This is a genomic window from Cupriavidus pauculus (genome assembly GCF_008801835.1).
Lineage (GTDB): Bacteria > Pseudomonadota > Gammaproteobacteria > Burkholderiales > Burkholderiaceae > Cupriavidus > Cupriavidus pauculus.
Genome location: NZ_VZOW01000019.1, coordinates 25,897 through 44,178 on the forward strand (window position 1 = coordinate 25,897; position 18,282 = coordinate 44,178).

Below are 18,282 nucleotides of genomic sequence, written 5' to 3' on the forward strand. Positions count from 1 at the left end.
ACGCCGGCATGTCGCCACGACTGCCGGCGTTTCTGCTTCTACGACCGGACGCGCCACTGGCGACGCCTGCGTCATGCAGTCTTGGTGTCGAGCTATCAGCGATTCGCCTCGGCCCGGCCCGCTGTCGCCGCCACATCGGTGACATACGCGCGCAGCGCCTCGCTCGGATCGGCAAACATTTGTGCACGCAATTGCGCCGCCTGCTGCTGACGATCTGCCTCGGTCAGTCCCGTCGACTGTTCGATTTGCCGACGCTGGCGCGCGTAATCCGCATACCGGTCGTTCCAGCCTTGCTCGGCCTGCGCCTGCAACGAGTAGCGCTGCGCCACATCGCCGCCAAAGTCCTGCGCCAACGCCGCGGCGATGTCCTGCGTGCTGCGGCCTTGCGCCCGCATGCTGGCGACGGTTTCCGAAATCCGCAGCGGCTGCTCGCCCGACGCGCGCGCCTCGCGCATCGCCGCCGGCAGTCTGGCCTCGGCGGCATTCAAGCGGCGCTGGCGTTCGTTGGCATCGAGATCAGGCTGCGCCGCCACCGCCAGGCGATCAAGCATCGCATCGTCATACGCATCGTCGTCGGCAAACCAGAGCGTTGCGACATCGGCGAGATATTGCTGTCGCATTGCGCGACGCTCAGCCAATTGCGTGCGCAGGCGTTCAATTTGTTCGAGCGACGCCTGCTGCACCGATGCCGACAACTGCGTGCGCCCTGCGGCCAGCGACCGCGCGGCGGCGAGATATTGACGATAGCGCTGCCACAACGCAAACGCCTGTGACGCCGCCGGTTCCGGCACGCGCGCCGCGATATCGTCGCGCACCGCGCGGTCGATGGCGACGTCCGCTCCGAGCGCATCAAAATAGTCGTAGTAACTGCGCAAGGCGCGTGTCAGCCGGAGATTGCCGTGCGCATCGAGTTCCGGCCCGGGCGGCACGTCGACGTCGGGCAACGTGGGCAATCGCGTCGCTGGCGCGGGCGGCGCTGCGGCCATGTCGGCGATCCCCGGCGCGTGTGGCGGGATGGCGGACGGTCCACTGTCAAGCGCCTCCGGTGGCCTCAATGCAAACCACGCCGCAGCGCCCAGCACTACCCCAGGCAGCCAGATCCACGACCAGACCGGCAAGCGGCGCGGCTCAGAGCCGATCATTGCGCAGCCGGTTGGCGTGCTGCAGGATCACCGTGCGCGGATCGACGTCCTGGAACAAGCCGGCAATCTGGTTGACCTCGTCGAGGTGATTCCAGTAGTAATTGGTGGCCAGCACCCTGCCCCACTGGCTACTGCATACAGAAACCAGCCCATCGTTCGGCCCGGAACCTTTCAGACTCATCAGGCCGCCCGTCGCGGCCATCAGCGCGGTGGTGGGATCGAGCAGATTGGATCGGAACAGGTCGATCGCGCCGCCTCGCCCCGTCCAGGAATACGCGGCCTGTGTATAGGTCACCAGATTGCCCGACGCATCGCGCGCCTGGCGCTGCTCCATTGCCGCACCCGCCGTCGCACAATTGGCGCCCAGCGCCGACGGTGTGCCCGGCTTCAACGTCGCGTCCAACCGCGCATTCTGCGCGGCCGCCGCGCGCGTGGTCAGAATCTTCAGCGAAGCCAGTGCGTCCTGATCGATGGCTGCGCCGTTGCCCACGCCATTGCTGATGCCCTGGAACCAGCCGACCGCATTGGCCACATCGGCGACCAAGCCAACGAGCACGGACCCGACCACCGGCACCTGGTTGACGCCGTTGATCACATCGAGCACGAGGTCGGCGAATTCGCTGCCGCGATGCGGACTGCCGATGGTGGTGACCGACGCCACATCCTGTGGCGACATGGCGGCCAGCACACGCGAGGTCGGTCCGCCCTGGCTATGGCCGATCAGATTGACCTTGTCTGCTCCGGTAGCCAGCTTCACGCTGCGCACATATTCGGCAAGCTGCAGTGCGCGCGCTTCGTCGCTGTTGAAAGCCGGCACCGTGGCCACATAAACCGTCGCACCATTGGCGCGCAGCAGTTCGGGAATGCCGTACCAGTAATCGAGCACGCCGCCCATCTTCTCGGCCCCGGTCAGGCCGTGCACCAGCACGATCGGATAGCGCGTTCTTGCGTAGTCGCTGGCGGCCTGCACGGGCGGCGGCAGCATCGAAAAAATTATTGCAACCACTGCGCAAAGCCATGCGGCGGCACGGCGCCAGGGAGTCGGCGTCATCGATGTCTCCTCTTCGACGGTTGGTCTTGTCTTTGTCTGCACAACTAAAGATGCCAACCGCCGGCAAGGCAAGGCGCGTTGCTAGAGGCAACGCACTAACGCGGACGCAGGATCCGTTTCAAACATGCGATGCGCATCGCATCAAACCGGCATGCAGGTCGTTGCCAGCAATTGCTCGTAGATGAAGCACTGCAGCAGCGTCAGCTCGCGCTCGCCGAGCGCGTCGAACGCGACGCCGAACGCTGGAAAATCATCGTCGTCCTGCGCGGGCGCGCTGCGCACGGTGGCGTCAACGGTGACCTCCGCATCGAGCGAGGCGGTGCGCAGATGAAATCGCAATCGCACCTTCTGCCCGACCGCGGGCGCCGGCGACGAGGTCTGCACGAGCGCGCCGCCCGTGCTGAGATCGGAAAGCAGACCGAGCCGCGCCAGCCCCTCGCCCACCTGCGCCTCGGTGGTGGCATCGCTCGTGGTCGGGCTTGCTTCGTCGATGTTGTCGAGCAGATATGCGGCCAGCCGGGTGGCCACGCGCGCGGCGCGACGCACCGGCATCTGCTCGGTCTGCGCCGGCGCGGAGAGCACCAGATACCGGAACGGGCTGCGGCACACCGCGGTGATCGTCGATGTAAAGCTGTGGATCGCGTGCCCCGAAAACCCGCGCAGCAGCAGCGACTCGCCGGCGGTCACCGACAACTCCCGCCCGCCCAGCGTTGGCCACGTCACGAACAGCCCCTGCTCGATAAATCCGATCAGCCGGCTGGCGGCCGCGCGCGAACTGTCGCCGGGGGTTTTCACGTGCAGCAGCGTGCCGACCTGCAGGCCCAGCGGCCCATTGCTGAGGCGCGACCCGCCCTGCGCATCGGCCTCGTTGCCCGCCTCGGGCATTTCATCGGGCCGGCAAACCGTGCCGTGCCGGAACACCAGCGCCAGATCGCGCGCGTCCGGGATGATGCTGCCGCTGCCCAACATCAGATTGCCCTGTCCGTCGAGTAGCGACCATGGCAGCGGCTGCCCCACGGGCAGGTCTTGGGGAGAAAGCGGAATCATGGCGCGATTGACTCTCCATGAAACACGTGCGGTGCGATGACGGCCCCGCACGGGAAATCGGGATGAATGGCAGCCGCCGGGGCTGTCGCACCGGCACTGAGCTCAATGCGAGGGCTATCGACAAAATGTGACAAAACCTTGACCCCACCTTCGAGGAAGGCGCCGCTGGCGTACGCAGGAGCCAACACGAAGTGGATCATTGCGCACCCTCTGACAATGCAATACTTGACTGGGATGGAACAGCAACGCAGAATCGCCACTCATCCGCAAAATCTGTCAGACAGCCTGACATATATCAATACTCATGGATCCGTTGCCCCGCCCGGCCTCGCTCGCGACCCGCATCGCCCAATCGCTGCGCGACGACATCGGTGCGGGCCGTTATACCGTCGGCGCGCGCCTGCCCGCGGAGGCCGCGCTGGCCGAGGCATTCGACGTCAGTCGTCCCATCGTCCGGGAAGCGATTGCCTTACTGAAAGCCGATGGCGTACTCGTGACACGCAAGGGCTCGGGCGCTTATGTGTCGGAGACGCCGGGCGGACAGGTCTGGCGCGTGGCCAGTGCGCCCGATGGCGGCCCGACGCTGGCCCAGTTATTCGAGCTGCGTCGCCTCGTGGAAACGGCTTGCGCTGAAATGGCCGCATTGCGACGCACCGACGCCGATCTCGCGCGGATTCGACAGGCGCTGGCCGCGATGCTGCGCCACGCCGATGACTTCGCGACGGCGGCGGCAGCCGATATCGCCTTTCATCACGCGATTGCGCGGGCGGCGCACAACCCCTGCTTTACCGGCCTGACCGATTTCGTTGGCCAGCAGTTGCTCGCGGCCCGCCAGCATGCGTGGGAAAACAGTGCGCAATTGCACGCCCGCGAGGGCACCCCGCGCGCGGCGGATGCAGAACACATGGCGCTGGTCGAAGCCATCGCCAGCGGCGATCCCGTTGCCGCACGCGCGGCGGCCAGCGCGCACCTGAGCGCGGCGGCAACACGGATGGGCCTTGCATAAGTCCCGGTACAGACCGGCGGAAAGAAAACAGGAGAGACAGATGGAAAAAGTGGATTGCGTCGTGATCGGCGCTGGCGTGGTGGGGCTGGCCGTGGCGCGTGCGCTCGCTCAGCAAGGCCGCGAGGTGATTATTCTCGAAGCCGAAAACGCCTTCGGCACGATCACCAGCGCGCGCAACAGCGAGGTGATCCACGCCGGCATCTACTATCCGGCCGGTTCGCTGAAAGCCGAACTGTGCGTACGCGGCAAGGCAATGCTGTACGACTACTGCGCCAGCCATCATGTCACGCACCAGCGCTGCGGCAAGCTGATCGTCGCCACCAGCGAAGCGCAGATGGCCACGCTGGCCGGCATCCGCGCCAAGGCGGAAGCCAACGGCGTGCACGACATGCAATGGCTGACGCGCGACGAGGCGCGGGCGCTCGAGCCGCAACTCGAATGCCACGCGGCGCTGCTGTCGCCATCGACCGGCATCATCGACAGCCACGGCCTGATGACCGCGCTGCTTGGCGATGCCGAGCAGGCCGGCGCCATGCTGGCCGTCCAGTCGCCGGTGCTGTCGGGCGCGGTCACGCCCGAGGGAATCCGCCTGGAAGTGGGCGGCGACGAAGGCGCCACCACGCTGCTGGCGCGCACGGTGGTCAATTCGGCCGGCCTTACCGCGCCGGAACTTGCCCGGCGTATCGCCGGGATCCCGCCCGAACACATTCCGCCGCAGTACTACGCCAAGGGCTGCTATTTCACGCTCGCGGGCCGCGCGCCGTTCTCGCGCCTGATCTATCCCGTGCCCGAAGCGGCCGGGCTCGGCGTCCATCTGACACTGGACCTGGGCGGCCAGGCTCGCTTCGGACCGAACGTACGGTGGATCGACGAAATCGAATACAGCGTGCCGCCACACGACGCGGATAGCTTCTATGACGAGGTGCGACGCTACTGGCCGGGACTGGCCGATGGCGCGTTGCAGCCCGGTTACGCAGGAATCCGGCCGAAAATCAGCGGCCCGACAGAGACGGCGGCCGATTTCCGCATCGATGGACCGCAAACACATGGCGTGCCGGGCTTGGTCAACCTGTTCGGGATCGAATCGCCGGGACTGACGTCGTCGCTGGCGATTGCGGAGCGCGTGACGACACTCCTGGCCTGACGGGGAGCACTGCGCGGATCAGGCTGCGCAGCGCAGCGTCCGGTGCAACGCTCGGGGCCAAGCTCACTGCGCACCCAGTTCACATGCCAGGATTCGATGCGGCGCTTACGCGCCGGAATTAACGTTTCGAAATCAACGTTTCGGGATCAATGCGCGGGAATCCACGCGCCGCGATTACGCACCCTGTGCGTCCCGGCGCTCGCCGCGGAAGCTCATCGCGGCGCATCCTGCCCCGATCACCGCGGCAAGCGCGGCCAGACCGAATGTGTGCATCGGCGCCAGCGTCTTCCAGGTCCACCCCATCGCCAGCCCGCCCAGGGTGCCGCCGACGCCGTAGGAAATCCCCGTATAAAGCGCCTGGCCCCGGCCCTGCAGCGGCCCCGCGAACCAGCGCTGCAGCCGCTTGAGGCTGGCGCTATGGTGCGCCGCGAAGGTGGCCGCGTGCAGGATCTGGACGACGGCCATCAACCAGACGTACCGGGCAAAATAGCCGGTCAAGCCGAAGCGCAGCGCGGCAAGCACGAAAGTGCCGGCGAGTATCGTGCGCAATGCCAGCGCGCCAAACAACTTGCCCTGATAGAAAAAGAAGACGATTTCGGCAACCACGCCGATCGTCCACATCACGCCGATGGCGAGTTTGCTGTAGCCCAATTGCTCCAGGTACAGCGAATAGAAGACATACAGCGCCGCGTGCGCAAACATCATCAGGAACGCGGAAGCCAGAAACCACGCCACGTCGGGCCGTCGCAACAGGGGCAACGCCGGCGGCGGCCGCACGCGCGGCCCTTCGTCGGGTGCATCGCGCAAGCCAAACACCACCAGTGCAAACAACGCCAGCATGCCGCTGGCCAGCCACGGAAACGCGGACATGCCGGCGTATTCGAACAGCGCGCCGCCAAGCAGCACCGACGCGATAAATCCGACCGAGCCGAACATGCGCACGCGCCCGTAACGGTGATCGAACGCACCATTGCGTCGCAGCGTGGAGATCGTCAATGCGTCGCCTAGCGGAGACATCGCGCTGGTGATCAGGTTGAGTCCGATCATCATCGCCATCATCGCGCCATAGCCGTGCACGCCGGGCACGGTCAGGAACGCCAGCAGCGATGCAATCGCAGCCAGCCGCAACAGTTTCACGCGCGTATGCGTGACGTCCGAAAGCCAACCCCACAGATAGGGACCGACGATGCGGCTTAGCTGAAAGCAGGCCATCAATACGCCGATCTGCACCGGCGAGAAGCCGCGATCGGCAAAAAACAGGCTGACGTAGGGCGATATCACGCCGACGTAGCCGTAATAGCCGAGATAGAACAGTCCGAAACGGAGATAGGTCCCCGGATCGATCGACCCGGGGCGAGACGAGGCGGCGCTCAGGATTTTGCCTGTGCCGGAATACGGGGCGTATCGACGCGCACGTCGCCGCACTGGGCCCGATGGCGCAGCGCGTGGTCCATCAATACCAATGCGAGCATCGCTTCGGCAATCGGCGTGGCGCGGATGCCTACGCAAGGATCATGGCGGCCGAACGTTTCGACGCTTGCCGGATTGCCCGCCTTGTCGATCGACTCGCGCGCGGTGCGGATGCTCGACGTCGGCTTGATCGCCAGCGACACCGAGATGTCCTGCCCGGTCGAGATACCGCCCAGCACGCCGCCGGAATTGTTGGTGCGAAAGCCCTCCGGCGTCAGTTCGTCGCCATGCACCGTGCCGCGCTGCGACACGCTGTCGAAGCCCGCGCCAATCTCGACGCCCTTGACCGCGTTGATGCCCATCATCGCGTGCGCGATGTCCGCATCGAGCTTGTCGAACAGCGGCTCGCCCAGGCCGACCGGCACGCCGCTGGCAACCACTTCGATGCGCGCGCCGACGGAATCGCCATCCTTGCGCAGCGCGTCCATATAGGTTTCGAGTTCGGGCACGATCTCCGCGTTTGCCGCGAAGAACGGATTTTCGGGCACATGCTTCCAGTCGGTGAATGGCACCGCGATCTCGCCAAGTTGCGACATGTAGCCACGGATTTCCGTACCGAACTGTTCGCGCAGCCACTTGCGCGCGATGGCGGCCGCGGCCACCACGGGCGCGGTCAGACGCGCGGACGACCGGCCGCCGCCGCGATAGTCGCGAATGCCGTACTTATGCCAGTACGTGTAATCGGCATGCCCGGGCCGGAAGGTTTCGACGATATTGCCGTAGTCCTTGCTGCGCTGGTCGGTATTGCGAATCAGCAGGCAGATCGGCGTACCGGTGGTCTTGCCTTCGAATACGCCCGAAAGGATCTCCACCTGATCCGCTTCCTGACGCTGGGTCACATGGCGCGACGTTCCCGGCTTGCGACGGTCCAGATCGATCTGGATATCGGCTTCGGTCAGCGACATGCCCGGAGGACATCCGTCCACCACCGCACCAATGGCGGGGCCGTGGGACTCCCCGAACGTAGTCACTGTGAAAAGCAGGCCGAGAGTATTGCCAGACATGATCGAAACCGCACAGAAATTGGGGACGGCCTACATTGTAAGGCCATTAGCGCATTGCAGAGACGTTACGACGGAACCCGGCCTGCAGCGTCGGGCCGGCGCATCGTGCCTGCGCCGCACAGCCGGGCCACCTCCGCTGCATCCCACGGCACCCTCGCCCGCGCCCGCGACCGAGCAACAGGATTATCGACTGGCCACCGACGCCCCTACTTCGTCTCTGCCCTTGATCGCGCCGAAATCGGCGGCAAAGACGCCGCTCCCTGCAAAATCGGGATAGAACCGCGCCTTCATGCGCGCCAGATAGGCTTGCAGGTTCGCATGCGATTCGGCCTCGGCACGGATGGGCGTTTCGAATACCGGCGACTGCAGGCTCGCCGCGAAGGCGAATAGCGTGGCGTCAGCGCCGCATGGCCGATCACCCATGAGATAGGGCTTGTCGCCGAGGATGTCCGTGACCGATCTCACACCCTGTATCGCAATGGCCGCCATGTCCTCGTGGGTATGCCGTCCCAAGCCTTGCGCCCACAGCATCTGACGCACCTTGCGACGAACCAGCGTCTTCACCATTCCGCGCAGCGGCGCCGGCACGAAACCGAAGAATTGCGCCGGACCGCGCTCGAAGTTGTCGCCTTCGAGCCAGCGCACACGCGCCACCGCCCAGTAGAGGTTGTCTTCGAGCAGCTTTTCCACCGCCCACGCCGTGCCGCGCTGTGCGGGCGTCAGGCCCTCATCGAAATCGATGTGATAGGTCTTCTCGATATGCCAGCGGATAAGCGTGGAATCGGCAATCAGCCGCCCCATGTCGTCGAGATAGGGCAACTTGCTCTTTGGCGCGCGGCGCACATTGCCACGCCTGGTCTGATACGGCAGGCCGGCCAGCTTCAGCAGCAACTCCGCCTTGATGACGAACGGGCTGGCGTCGGGCAGACCGAATGCCGGGCCAAAGGTATAGAGCGTAATCATCGCTATTTCCAATCGCCACGCAGGGCAAGCACCATTTGCTGCAAGCCTTCCGGCGTTGCGGTTTCCGGCGGCACAGGTTCGCCCACCACCAGTTCCAGCTTGCTCAACACGCCGCGGCGGAACGGACGGCTCATGGCCGGCGCGCCCTTGCGCGAGAAGAAGCTGCCCCACAGGCCGCGCAACGCCATCGGCACCACCGGCACCGGCGTGCGCATGATGATCTGCTGCACACCGCTCTTGAACGGATTGACATCGCCGGTCGCCGTGATCTTGCCTTCGGGGAAGATACAGACCAGCTCGCCGTCCTGGAGCGCAGCCGCCACGGCATCGTACGCGCGCTCCAGCATCGCCGGATCTTCACGCGCGGGTGCAATCGGGATGGCCTTGGCCTGCCGGAAGAACCACGACAACAGCGGCACCTTGAAGATGTTGTGGTCCATGACGAACCGCACAGGCCGCGGGCTGGCCGCCATCAGCACCACCGCATCGGCAAAACTCACGTGGTTGCAAACCAGCACGGCGGCGCCCTCTTCCGGAATGCGCTCGGCGTTGACGCGGCGCAGGCGGTAGATCGTATGCACCAGCAGCCAGGCGATAAAGCGCAGCAGGAACTCGGGCACTAACGTGTAGATATAGATGGCGACCACGGCATTGAGCAGCCCTACCACCAGAAACAGCTGCGGGATCGAATAACCCGCCTGGGTCATCGCCACGCCTAGCAGCGACGCGCCGATCATGAAGAAGCTGTTGAGGATATTGTTCGCGGCGATGATGCGCGCCCGGTGCGTGGGCGCGCAGCGGCTCTGGATCAGCGCGTAGAGTGGCACGCTGTAGAACCCGCCGAACATTGCCACCCCGAACAGGTCGAACAGTACGCGCCAGTGGCCCGATTGCGCCAGGAAACCGCTGACGCCGCTCAGTGCCGCGCCGGTGGTGTGGCCGTGGGTGGCGAAATACAGGTCGACGGCAAACACCGTCATGCCGATCGAGCCAAACGGGACGAGCCCGATTTCGACGTGGCGGCCGGACAGCCTTTCGCACAACAAGGACCCGATGCCGATGCCGATGGAAAACACCGCAAGTAGCAGCGTCACCACGTTCTGATCGCCGCCCAGCACGTCTTTGGCGAAACTGAAAAACGACGTAAGGAACGTGGCGCCGAGAAACCATAGCCAGGAAATGCCGAGCAGGCTCAGGAACACGACGCGCCGCTCGCGCGCCAGCGCAAGATTGCGCCAGGTCTCGGTAAACGGATTCCAGTTGATTCGCAGGTCGGGTTGGGGCGCCGGCGACAGCGGCACCGCTTGCGACACCGCGCGGCCCGCAACCGCCAATGCCACGCATGCCATGCCGACATAGAACGGCCCGACCAACGTGCCGTCGGCGCGCGCCAGGCCCGCCAGCTCGCCGCCAAGCAGCGTGCCGACCAGGATGGCCACGAACGTACCCATTTCCACCAGGCCGTTGCCGCCGACCAGTTCCGTCTGGTCCAGATGCTGCGGCAGATAGGCAAACTTGACCGGACCGAACAGCGTGGAATGCAGCCCCATCAGGAACGTGCCCACGTACAGCAGCGGCGCCGAATGCAGATAGAAGCCGGCCAGGCCCAGCAGCATGATGCCAATCTCGAGCGACTTGACCAGCCGGATCAGCCTGGATTTTTCGATCTTGTCGGCAATCTGCCCGCTGGTGGCAGAGAACAGCACGAACGGTGCAATGAAGATGGCCGAGATCAGGAATGCCGCGCTGTGCGGATCGACGCCGTCGAACAGTGTGGCGTGGTAGGTCACCAGCGACGTGAAGGCAACCTTGAAGACGTTGTCGTTCATCGCCCCGAGGAACTGCGTCCAGAAAAACGGGGCGAAGCGGCGCACTCCCAGCAGGCGAAACTGACTATCTTGGCTCATGAAAGGCAAACGTTGGTGGACCCCGGTGACCCGCCAGGGCATCAGTCGTCGCCATCATGCCAGCAGCCGACATTGGCCGCTACAGGACAATTCTCAAAAGAAGAATCGCGGATTTGCCGGACGCGGCGCGGTCAGCCAGCGCGCTCTTCCTTTTCTTCCGGCCAGTCGCGGATATAGGCCTTGAGCATGCGGTTCTCGAAACTTTGCTCTTCGACCACGGCCTTGGCGACGTCATAGAACGAGATCACGCCCATCAGGGTGCGGCTGTCGAGCACCGGCAGGTAGCGGGTGTGGCGCTCCAGCATCATGCGGCGCACTTCGTTGACATCGGTCTCCGGCGTGCAGGTCAGCGGCGCATCGTCCATGATCTTGCGGATGCTGTAGGTGCCCAGCGTGCCCTGGTTGGCCGCTAGCGTCTCGATGACCTCGCGGAAGGTCAGCATGCCCACCAGATCGCCGTATTCCATCACCACCAGCGACCCAATATCGTGCTCGGCCATGGTTTGAATGGCCTGCTGCAGCGGCGTATCCGGGGTGACGGTGTAGAGCGTGTTGCCCTTGATCTGCAGGATGTCGCTGACTTTCATGGTGGTGTCTCCGCTGCCTTGTGTTGCGCTTGCCGATACCGGCAAATGCCTGGGCGCCAGGCTGATTTGATGGATGGGGCAAAACCCGATGGACGATGCTAGCCCAAACCGCCATCTCAAGTAAAGCGAGCACGGCTCGCCGCCTGCCTTACAGGCCGATCCGCGGCGCCGGGACGACAATATGGCGCCCCGCCCCGGCGGACAAACCCCGAGGGCGCGCAAGTGCCGCATGGTGCTAGGATGCCGGACACGAGACAACCACCACAGCTCGACCATACGAGCCGATCCCGCCATGTCCACTTCGTCCGGCAGCCGCTTCGACACGCTGGCCCTGCACGCCGGCGCCGCGCCCGATCCCGCCACCGGGGCCCGCGCCACGCCGATCCACCTGACCACCTCGTTCGTGTTCCGCGATAGCGAGCACGCCGCGTCGCTGTTCAACATGGAACGCGCCGGTCACGTCTATTCGCGCATTAGCAACCCGACGGTGGCCGTATTCGAAGAACGCGTCGCGGCGCTGGAGAACGGCGCTGGAGCGATCGGCACGGCCTCGGGCCAGGCCGCGCTGCATCTGGCGGTGGCCACGCTGATGGGCGCCGGCTCGCATATCGTGGCGTCCACGGCGCTGTACGGCGGGTCGCACAACCTGCTGCACTACACGCTGCGCCGCTTCGGCATCGAGACGACGTTTGTCAATCCGCGCGACATCGACGCCTGGCGCGCCGCCATTCGTCCGCAAACGAAGCTGCTGTTCGGCGAATCGCTCGGCAATCCTGGCCTGGACGTGCTCGATATCGAAACCGTGGCCCAGATCGGCCAGGACCATGGCATCCCGTTGCTGGTCGATTCCACGTTCACCACGCCCTATCTGCTCCGTCCGTTCGATCACGGCGCCGGGCTGCTCTACCACTCGGCCACCAAGTTCCTGGGCGGACACGGCACCACCATCGGCGGCGTGCTCGCCGAAGGCGGCACGTTCGATTTCGAAAAATCGGGGCGCTTTCCGGAATTGTCCGAGCCCTACGAAGGTTTTCACAACATGGTGTTCACCGAGGAAAGCACGGTGGCGCCATTTCTGCTGCGCGCACGGCGCGAAGGCCTGCGCGACTTCGGCGCGTGCCTGAATCCGATGGCGGCATGGCAACTGCTGCAGGGCATCGAGACGCTGCCGCTGCGCATGGGCCGCCATGTCGACAACACGCGGCGCGTGGTGCAGTTTCTCGCCGCGCATCCGATGGTCGAATCGGTGGCCTACCCCGAACTCGAATCGCATCCCGACCATGCGCTGGCCAAACGATTGCTGCCGCGCGGCTGCGGCGCGGTATTCAGCTTCAACCTGAAGGCCGACCGCAAGGCCGGGCAGCGCTTCATCGAAAGCCTGGCGCTGTTTTCGCATCTGGCCAACGTGGGCGACGCGCGCTCGCTGGTCATCCATCCCGCGTCGACCACGCACTTCCGCATGGACGCGGCAGCGCTCAAGGCTGCCGGCATCGGCGAAGGCACGATCCGCCTGTCGATCGGGCTCGAAGACCCGGACGACCTGATCGACGACCTCAAGCGCGGCCTGAAAGCCGCCGAGAAGGCGATGGGCGCCAAGGCGTGACGGAGCGACAGCAATGGAACTGACCATTTCGGGCCAGAAGGCCTACGCATATACCGGCGGCAAACGTTTCGACCCCACCCTGCCCTGCGTGGTGTTCGTTCACGGCGCGCAGAACGACCATAGCGTCTGGGCGTTGCAAACGCGCTGGTTCGCCAATCACGGCTTTTCCGTCCTGGCGGTGGACCTGCCCGGCCACAACCGCAGCACCGGCGCGCCGCTGACGTCAGTCGAAGCGATGGCCGACTGGGTCATGGCGCTGGTCGCCGCGGCCGGCGTCACGGCGCCCGCGCTGGTGTTCGGCCACAGCATGGGATCGCTGATCGCGCTCGAATGCGCGGCCAGGCACGCCGCCGCGGTGCGCGCCATCGCGCTGCTGGCCACCGCCTATCCGATGAAGGTTTCCGACGCGCTGCTCGACGCTGCGCTCAATCGCGAGAGCGATGCCATCGCGATGGTCAACCAATGGTCGATCTCGAGCTTGGCCAGCAAGCCGTCGTCCCCGGGACCGGGCGCGTGGATGCATGGCGGCAGCCAGCGGCTGATGGAACGCGTGTCGGCGCGCAACCCCGGTGCGCATGTGTTCCACAACGATTTTTCCGCGTGCAACGGCTACGCGCATGGCGACGAAGCGGCCGCCGCCGTCGCTTGCCCGGCCTTGTTCGTGGTGGGCACCAAGGACATGATGACTTCGCCGAAGGCCGCCCACGCGTTGGCCGCCAGGATGTCCAAGGCCAGCGTAAGCGCGGTGCCCAGCGGGCACGCCATGATGGGAGAAAAGCCCGACGAGGTGCTCGACCTGCTGGCGGCCTTTGCAAGAAAAGTCGTCGCTGCGGGGTAGCGCGCGGCGCACTACACTTGCCTTCGGAACGCTACGACAGCACGGCCCAAAGAACGCGCCACCGGACGCCCCACAGAACGGCCGGACAAGACCATCAGGAGACCGCCATGGCCCAGGCCCCAGCCAAGGAATTCGCCAGTTTTGCCGACTTTTACCCGTTCTATCTGAACGAGCACCGCAACCTCACCTGCCGGCGGCTGCACTTTGCGGGCTCGACGGTGGCGCTGCTGTGCCTGGTTGCGCTGGCGGTCACCGGCAACGGCTGGTGGCTGCTGGCCGCGTTGCTGTCCGGCTACGCATTCGCATGGGTCGGACATTTCGGCTTCGAGAAAAACCGTCCGGCCACGTTCCGGCACCCGTTTTACAGCCTGATAGGCGACTGGGTGATGTACGCGGACATACTGCGCGGCCGCATCGAATTCTGACGCCGCGCCGCCTGCGCGCGCAGCCGCGGTAAGGGCGGACTCAGGCCTGTCCGTGCCGGCCTGCCGGCATTGCTTCGATTATGGCGCGCTCGTCGCCTTCCTCGTTGGCGGCCGGGCCGGCGGTCTGCTGGCGGAACACCGCCTCGAGCGTCTGAGCGAGCTGCGGGTTGTCCAGAATTCCGCGCAGCACTTCCACGCCCTGCATCTGCTGCGCCAGCGCGGTGCGCGGCAACCGCGCCAAATTCAGCACCAGACGATCGTGCAGCATGCGCAGCGTGACCTGGGACGGGTCGCACAGCAGCGCCCAATGCGCCTGGCCGCGATCCTGCTGCAGCTTGCCAACCAGATGCATGGCCTTGAGCTTGCCAAGCAGCCCGGCCAGGTAATCGGCTTCCACACGCAGCTTGCGCCCCATGTCGAGTTCGCCGACGCTGCGCGGCACTTCATCGCGCGCGCGGTAAAGCAGGTACAGCACGCCCAGCGCGTCGAAGAATTCGCTGCCGGCGAACGTGCGGCGACGCCAGTGTCCTTCGCGAATCACAGGCAAATTGGCCGCGATCGTCGCGCCCAGCAACGTCACGAGCCAGCTGACATACATCCACAACAAGAACAACGGCAACACGGCAAAGGTCCCGTAGACCGCCGTGTAGGTGGGGATATGGGTGATGAAATAGCCGAAGGCGCGCTTGGCCACCTCGAATGCCACGGCCGCCACGATGCCGGCGACGATCGCGTCGCGCCAGTCCACGTAGGCATACGGCACCGCCATGTAGAGAAACGCAAAGGCCAGCGCCGACAGCGCCACCGGCACTGCCGCCACCAGCAGGCTCACGCCGAACGGCAGATTGCCGACGTAGCCGAGCGAGACCGACAACAGATAGGAACTGATCGACAGGCTTGCACCGATCAGCACGGGACCCAGCGTCAGCACCGCCCAGAACACCAGGATCCGCTGTGCCAGCGGCCGGCGCCGCTTGACGCGCCAGATCGCATTGAGCGCGTCCTCCACGGTCAGCATCGTCAGCACCGAGGTCACCATCAGGCCGCCCAGACCCAGCGCAGTCAGCCCGCGCGCGCTTTTGGCAAACTGGCCGATGTAGCGCGACACCGAGTCGCTGATATTGCCGCCCGGGATCAGGTTCTGAAACAGGAACGCCTCGATTTGCCCGCGGAAATCGCGGAATACCGGGAACGCGGCCAGCAGCGCGAACGCCACGGTCAGCACCGGCACCACGGCCAGCACGGTCGTGAATGTGAGGCTGGCGGACACCTGCGGCAGGCGGTCTTGCCCGGCGCGGCGCAGCGCATAGCGAGCCAGCGCGCGCACCTTCTGCAGATTCCATTCCCGGCGCAGGCGGGCGATGCGGACGGCGGGGGCGAAAGGCATGCTGGGGCGGGCTCCTGGATACGACAATTCTGAAAATGCCCGACTGGCGTCTTCGATGGAGCACTTCGGGCAGGGCCACAACTATAATACGCGGATTGATTTGCAGCGCCGTCTCGCCTTCCAGGCGGCGCCGCGCCCGTGCCGCCGCGGCGTTCCGTTCCGTATCGGTGTTTCGCCTGCCCGCCGCGCTTCTCGCATCCATGATCGACATCCTCGTCCTCTACTACAGCCGCCACGGCAGCACCCGCAAGCTGGCCGAACTGATCGGCACCGGTATTGAAAGCGTTCCGGGCGCGCAAGCGCGGCTGCGCACCGTGCCGCCGGTTTCCACGGTCTGCGAAGCCACCGCGCCGGACATCCCGCCCGAAGGCGCTCCGTACGCCGAACTGCGCGACCTCGAAGAATGCGCGGGCCTGGCGTTGGGCAGTCCCACGCGGTTCGGCAACATGGCCGCGCCGATGAAGTATTTCCTCGATGGCACGGTCGCCCAGTGGCTCTCCGGCGCGCTGTCCGGCAAGCCGGCCTGCGTGTTCACGTCGACCGGCAGCCTTCATGGCGGTCAGGAAACCACGCTGCTGTCGATGATGCTGCCGCTGCTGCATCACGGCATGCTGATCGTCGGCCTGCCCTACTCCGAAGCCGGGCTGATGACCACCACCGCCGGCGGCACGCCATACGGCCCAAGCCACCATGCGCACGTCGACAATCACGGTCCGGTCACCGACCACGAAGCGTCGCTGGCCATGGCAATGGGCCGCCGACTGGCCCAGACCGCCCTGAAACTGAGCGCGCGATGATCGCCGCCACGGACCGCGACCTGCATCAGCCCGCACTCTGGCGCCTGGCCATGGCCAGCGTCATCGCGCTGATTGCGCTGTGCATCGCGTGGGAATGGTTTCTCGCGCCGCTGCGCCCAGGCGGCTCTTGGCTGATCCTGAAGTGCGTGCTGCTGCTGCCCGTGCTGCGCGGCGTGTGGACGCGCAACCGTTACACGATGCAGTGGTCGTCGATGCTGATCCTGCTTTATTTCACGGAAGGCATCGTGCGCGCCACCAGTGACCGCGGGCCGTCGGTCTGGTTGGCCTGGGGCGAGGTGGCACTGACGCTGCTGTTCTTCCTCAGCACGATCCTTTACCTGCGGCCCTACAAGCGCCGCGCCAAGGCCGCCGCCCGCCCGGCCCAACCATCCTGACCGTCATGACCGCTGCGCACCTCGAATCCTTTCTCGATCTTTGCCGCGCCGCCGTCGGCGCGAACAACGTGCTGACCGACGCCGCCGACAAGGCGCCCTACCTGACCGACTGGCGCGGCCGCTACACCGGCGACGCGCTAGCGGTGCTGCGCCCGGGCAGTACCGAGGAAGTCGCCGCCGTCATGCAGGCCTGCCATGTGCACAAGCTGGCCGTGGTGCCCCAGGGCGGCAACACGGGGCTATGCGGCGGTGCCACGCCGCCGGCTGGCAATGTGGCGGCGCGCGGCGCGGTGGTCCTGTCGCTGCAGCGCATGAACCGTATCCGCCAGGTCGATCCGCTCAACAACACGATCACCGTCGAAGCCGGCGTGATCCTGCAGCAGTTGCAGGAAGCGGCCGCCGAGCATGGCAGGTTGTTTCCGCTTTCGCTCGCTGCCGAGGGCAGTTGCACGATTGGCGGCAATCTTTCCACCAACGCGGGCGGCACGGCGGTGCTGCGCTATGGCAACACCCGCGAGCTTTGCCTGGGGCTGGAAGTGGTCAACGCCAGGGGCGAAATCTGGAACGGCCTGCGCGGCCTGCGCAAGGACAACACCGGCTACGACCTGCGCGACCTGTTTATCGGCGCGGAAGGCACGCTTGGCGTCATCACCGCCGCCGTAATGAAGCTGTACCCGGCGCCGCGCGCACGCGTGACGGCACTTGCCGCCGTGGAAAGCCCGCGCGCCGCGCTGGCTCTGCTGGCCATCGCGCAATCGCACGCCAGCGCCATGTTGACCGGTTTCGAACTGATGTCGGCGATGTGCATCGGCCTGGTGACAAAGCATTTCCCGCAATTGCGCTATCCGTTCACGGCGCAGCATCCGCAATTGGTATTACTGGAACTGTCCGACAGCGAAAGCGAGCAGCACGCCCGCGCGATCTTCGAGAAAATGATGGAGGCCGCTTTCGAGGCGGGAGTCGTCACCGATGCGGTCGTGGCGGAATCGGTGCAGCAGTCGCGCGACTTCTGGAATCTGCGCGAACATATCCCGCTGGCGCAGGTCGAGGAAGGCAAGAACATCAAGCACGATATCGCCGTGCCGATTTCGCGCGTGGCCGATTTCATCGAGACCACCGACGCGCTGCTGCAAGATGCTTATCCCGGCGCGCGCATGGTCACGTTCGGCCATCTTGGCGATGGCAACCTGCACTACAACGTGTCGCCGCCGGTTGGCGTCGATCACGAGCAATTCCTGTCGCATCAGGACGCCATCAACCTGATCGTCCACAACAGCGTGCACGCCCACAATGGATCGATCTCGGCCGAACACGGATTGGGGCAACTCAAGCGAGAGGAAAACCGGCGCTACAAGAGCGAAGTCGAACTGGCCATGATGCGCGCCATCAAAACGGCCCTGGACCCGCAAGGATTAATGAATCCCGGAAAGGTGGTTTGACGCGCAGGACGCGAGCGACGCGCCGATCCCGCACCACCGCTCCGCACTTGGCGACACCGCACCACGCCCGGCGCGGC

The 18,282-nt window shown here is 65.4% G+C and carries 17 protein-coding genes; 8 read left to right on the top strand and 9 right to left on the bottom strand.

The genetic code is table 11. The features are described from left to right. Positions 1–95: 95 nt before the first annotated feature. The 3 genes from F7R19_RS18870 to F7R19_RS18880 form a co-directional block, all read right to left on the bottom strand. Positions 96–1,142 carry a lipase secretion chaperone gene (locus F7R19_RS18870; RefSeq protein ID WP_223505686.1) on the bottom strand — a complete coding sequence of 349 codons (1,047 nt, stop codon included), beginning with the start codon at positions 1,140–1,142 and terminating at the stop codon, positions 96–98. Beyond that, positions 1,129–2,193, bottom strand: coding sequence for an esterase/lipase family protein (locus tag F7R19_RS18875; RefSeq protein WP_150981607.1), 1,065 nt, complete (start codon positions 2,191–2,193; stop codon positions 1,129–1,131). The genes F7R19_RS18870 and F7R19_RS18875 overlap by 14 nt, the downstream gene beginning before the upstream one ends. 141 nt (positions 2,194–2,334) lie before the next feature. Then, the gene (locus tag F7R19_RS18880; RefSeq protein WP_150981608.1) at positions 2,335–3,240 is read right to left on the bottom strand and encodes a flagellar brake protein; all 906 of its coding nucleotides are present in this window, start codon (positions 3,238–3,240) and stop codon (positions 2,335–2,337) included. Between the two features lie 304 nt (positions 3,241–3,544). On the opposite strand from F7R19_RS18880, the gene F7R19_RS18885 reads away from it, so the two are divergent. Together F7R19_RS18885 and F7R19_RS18890 are read left to right on the top strand one after the other, a co-directional pair. Continuing rightward, the gene (locus F7R19_RS18885; protein ID WP_150981609.1) at positions 3,545–4,246 is read left to right on the top strand and encodes a FadR/GntR family transcriptional regulator; all 702 of its coding nucleotides are present in this window, start codon (positions 3,545–3,547) and stop codon (positions 4,244–4,246) included. Positions 4,247–4,286: 40 nt separating this feature from the next. Continuing rightward, positions 4,287–5,390 (top strand): NAD(P)/FAD-dependent oxidoreductase, encoded by a 1,104-nt coding sequence (locus F7R19_RS18890; protein WP_150981610.1) that lies wholly within the window; start codon positions 4,287–4,289, stop codon positions 5,388–5,390. A gap of 174 nt (positions 5,391–5,564) precedes the next feature. Here the strand turns inward: F7R19_RS18890 and F7R19_RS18895 are convergent, their stop codons facing one another. The 5 genes from F7R19_RS18895 to F7R19_RS18915 all read right to left on the bottom strand — a co-directional run bounded on the left by F7R19_RS18895 (position 5,565) and on the right by F7R19_RS18915 (position 11,321). Next, a complete protein-coding gene (locus F7R19_RS18895; protein WP_150981663.1) occupies positions 5,565–6,767 on the bottom strand; it encodes an MFS transporter in 1,203 nt (400 codons plus the stop codon). Beyond that, on the bottom strand, positions 6,761–7,864 hold the full coding sequence (aroC, locus tag F7R19_RS18900) for a chorismate synthase (RefSeq protein ID WP_061959766.1): 1,104 nt from the start codon (positions 7,862–7,864) through the stop codon (positions 6,761–6,763). Before aroC ends, F7R19_RS18895 begins: the two co-directional genes overlap by 7 nt. A gap of 183 nt (positions 7,865–8,047) precedes the next feature. Continuing rightward, positions 8,048–8,827: a glutathione S-transferase family protein gene (locus F7R19_RS18905; protein ID WP_150981611.1), complete on the bottom strand. Its 780-nt coding sequence runs from the start codon at positions 8,825–8,827 to the stop codon at positions 8,048–8,050. A gap of 2 nt (positions 8,828–8,829) precedes the next feature. Then, the gene (locus tag F7R19_RS18910) at positions 8,830–10,734 is read right to left on the bottom strand and encodes an MFS transporter (RefSeq protein ID WP_150981612.1); all 1,905 of its coding nucleotides are present in this window, start codon (positions 10,732–10,734) and stop codon (positions 8,830–8,832) included. A 131-nt stretch (positions 10,735–10,865) separates the two neighbouring features. Then, complete coding sequence (locus F7R19_RS18915; RefSeq protein WP_061959763.1) at positions 10,866–11,321, bottom strand: CBS domain-containing protein; 456 nt, start codon at positions 11,319–11,321, stop codon at positions 10,866–10,868. 292 nt (positions 11,322–11,613) lie between these two features. Between F7R19_RS18915 and F7R19_RS18920 the strand changes: the two genes are divergently transcribed. The 3 genes from F7R19_RS18920 (at position 11,614) to F7R19_RS18930 (ending at position 14,187) form a co-directional block, all read left to right on the top strand. After that, positions 11,614–12,924, top strand: a complete 1,311-nt coding sequence (locus F7R19_RS18920) for an O-acetylhomoserine aminocarboxypropyltransferase (RefSeq protein ID WP_150981613.1) — start codon at positions 11,614–11,616, stop codon at positions 12,922–12,924. A gap of 13 nt (positions 12,925–12,937) precedes the next feature. Continuing rightward, the gene (locus F7R19_RS18925; protein ID WP_150981614.1) at positions 12,938–13,762 is read left to right on the top strand and encodes an alpha/beta fold hydrolase; all 825 of its coding nucleotides are present in this window, start codon (positions 12,938–12,940) and stop codon (positions 13,760–13,762) included. Between the two features lie 107 nt (positions 13,763–13,869). Next, on the top strand, positions 13,870–14,187 hold the full coding sequence (locus tag F7R19_RS18930; protein ID WP_150981615.1) for an Mpo1-like protein: 318 nt from the start codon (positions 13,870–13,872) through the stop codon (positions 14,185–14,187). Between the two features lie 40 nt (positions 14,188–14,227). On the opposite strand, the gene F7R19_RS18935 is transcribed toward F7R19_RS18930, so the two are convergent. After that, entirely contained in the window at positions 14,228–15,574 is a 1,347-nt protein-coding gene (locus tag F7R19_RS18935) for a YihY family inner membrane protein (protein WP_150981616.1), read from the bottom strand. A 200-nt stretch (positions 15,575–15,774) separates the two neighbouring features. On the opposite strand from F7R19_RS18935, the gene wrbA reads away from it, so the two are divergent. Genes wrbA through F7R19_RS18950 form a run of 3 tightly spaced genes read left to right on the top strand, consistent with a single transcriptional unit; the run spans position 15,775 to position 18,205 of the window. After that, on the top strand, positions 15,775–16,371 hold the full coding sequence (wrbA, locus tag F7R19_RS18940) for an NAD(P)H:quinone oxidoreductase (protein ID WP_061959524.1): 597 nt from the start codon (positions 15,775–15,777) through the stop codon (positions 16,369–16,371). Further along, positions 16,368–16,766 carry a DUF2069 domain-containing protein gene (locus tag F7R19_RS18945; RefSeq protein WP_150981617.1) on the top strand — a complete coding sequence of 133 codons (399 nt, stop codon included), beginning with the start codon at positions 16,368–16,370 and terminating at the stop codon, positions 16,764–16,766. The genes wrbA and F7R19_RS18945 overlap by 4 nt, the downstream gene beginning before the upstream one ends. 5 nt (positions 16,767–16,771) lie before the next feature. Beyond that, on the top strand, positions 16,772–18,205 hold the full coding sequence (locus F7R19_RS18950; RefSeq protein WP_150981618.1) for an FAD-binding oxidoreductase: 1,434 nt from the start codon (positions 16,772–16,774) through the stop codon (positions 18,203–18,205). Positions 18,206–18,282 lie beyond the last annotated feature (77 nt).

Excerpts from the sequence above, each read along its gene's own strand:
- F7R19_RS18870 (WP_223505686.1), bottom strand. The coding sequence starts at position 1,142 with ATGATCGGCTCTGAGCCGCGCCGCTTGCCGGTCTGGTCGTGGATCTGG.
- F7R19_RS18875 (WP_150981607.1), bottom strand. The coding sequence starts at position 2,193 with ATGACGCCGACTCCCTGGCGCCGTGCCGCCGCATGGCTTTGCGCAGTG.
- F7R19_RS18880 (WP_150981608.1), bottom strand. The coding sequence starts at position 3,240 with ATGATTCCGCTTTCTCCCCAAGACCTGCCCGTGGGGCAGCCGCTGCCA.
- F7R19_RS18885 (WP_150981609.1), top strand. The coding sequence starts at position 3,545 with ATGGATCCGTTGCCCCGCCCGGCCTCGCTCGCGACCCGCATCGCCCAA.
- F7R19_RS18890 (WP_150981610.1), top strand. The coding sequence starts at position 4,287 with ATGGAAAAAGTGGATTGCGTCGTGATCGGCGCTGGCGTGGTGGGGCTG.
- aroC (WP_061959766.1), bottom strand. The coding sequence starts at position 7,864 with ATGTCTGGCAATACTCTCGGCCTGCTTTTCACAGTGACTACGTTCGGG.
- F7R19_RS18905 (WP_150981611.1), bottom strand. The coding sequence starts at position 8,827 with ATGATTACGCTCTATACCTTTGGCCCGGCATTCGGTCTGCCCGACGCC.
- F7R19_RS18910 (WP_150981612.1), bottom strand. The coding sequence starts at position 10,734 with ATGAGCCAAGATAGTCAGTTTCGCCTGCTGGGAGTGCGCCGCTTCGCC.
- F7R19_RS18915 (WP_061959763.1), bottom strand. The coding sequence starts at position 11,321 with ATGAAAGTCAGCGACATCCTGCAGATCAAGGGCAACACGCTCTACACC.
- F7R19_RS18920 (WP_150981613.1), top strand. The coding sequence starts at position 11,614 with ATGTCCACTTCGTCCGGCAGCCGCTTCGACACGCTGGCCCTGCACGCC.
- F7R19_RS18925 (WP_150981614.1), top strand. The coding sequence starts at position 12,938 with ATGGAACTGACCATTTCGGGCCAGAAGGCCTACGCATATACCGGCGGC.
- F7R19_RS18930 (WP_150981615.1), top strand. The coding sequence starts at position 13,870 with ATGGCCCAGGCCCCAGCCAAGGAATTCGCCAGTTTTGCCGACTTTTAC.
- F7R19_RS18935 (WP_150981616.1), bottom strand. The coding sequence starts at position 15,574 with ATGCCTTTCGCCCCCGCCGTCCGCATCGCCCGCCTGCGCCGGGAATGG.
- wrbA (WP_061959524.1), top strand. The coding sequence starts at position 15,775 with ATGATCGACATCCTCGTCCTCTACTACAGCCGCCACGGCAGCACCCGC.
- F7R19_RS18945 (WP_150981617.1), top strand. The coding sequence starts at position 16,368 with ATGATCGCCGCCACGGACCGCGACCTGCATCAGCCCGCACTCTGGCGC.
- F7R19_RS18950 (WP_150981618.1), top strand. The coding sequence starts at position 16,772 with ATGACCGCTGCGCACCTCGAATCCTTTCTCGATCTTTGCCGCGCCGCC.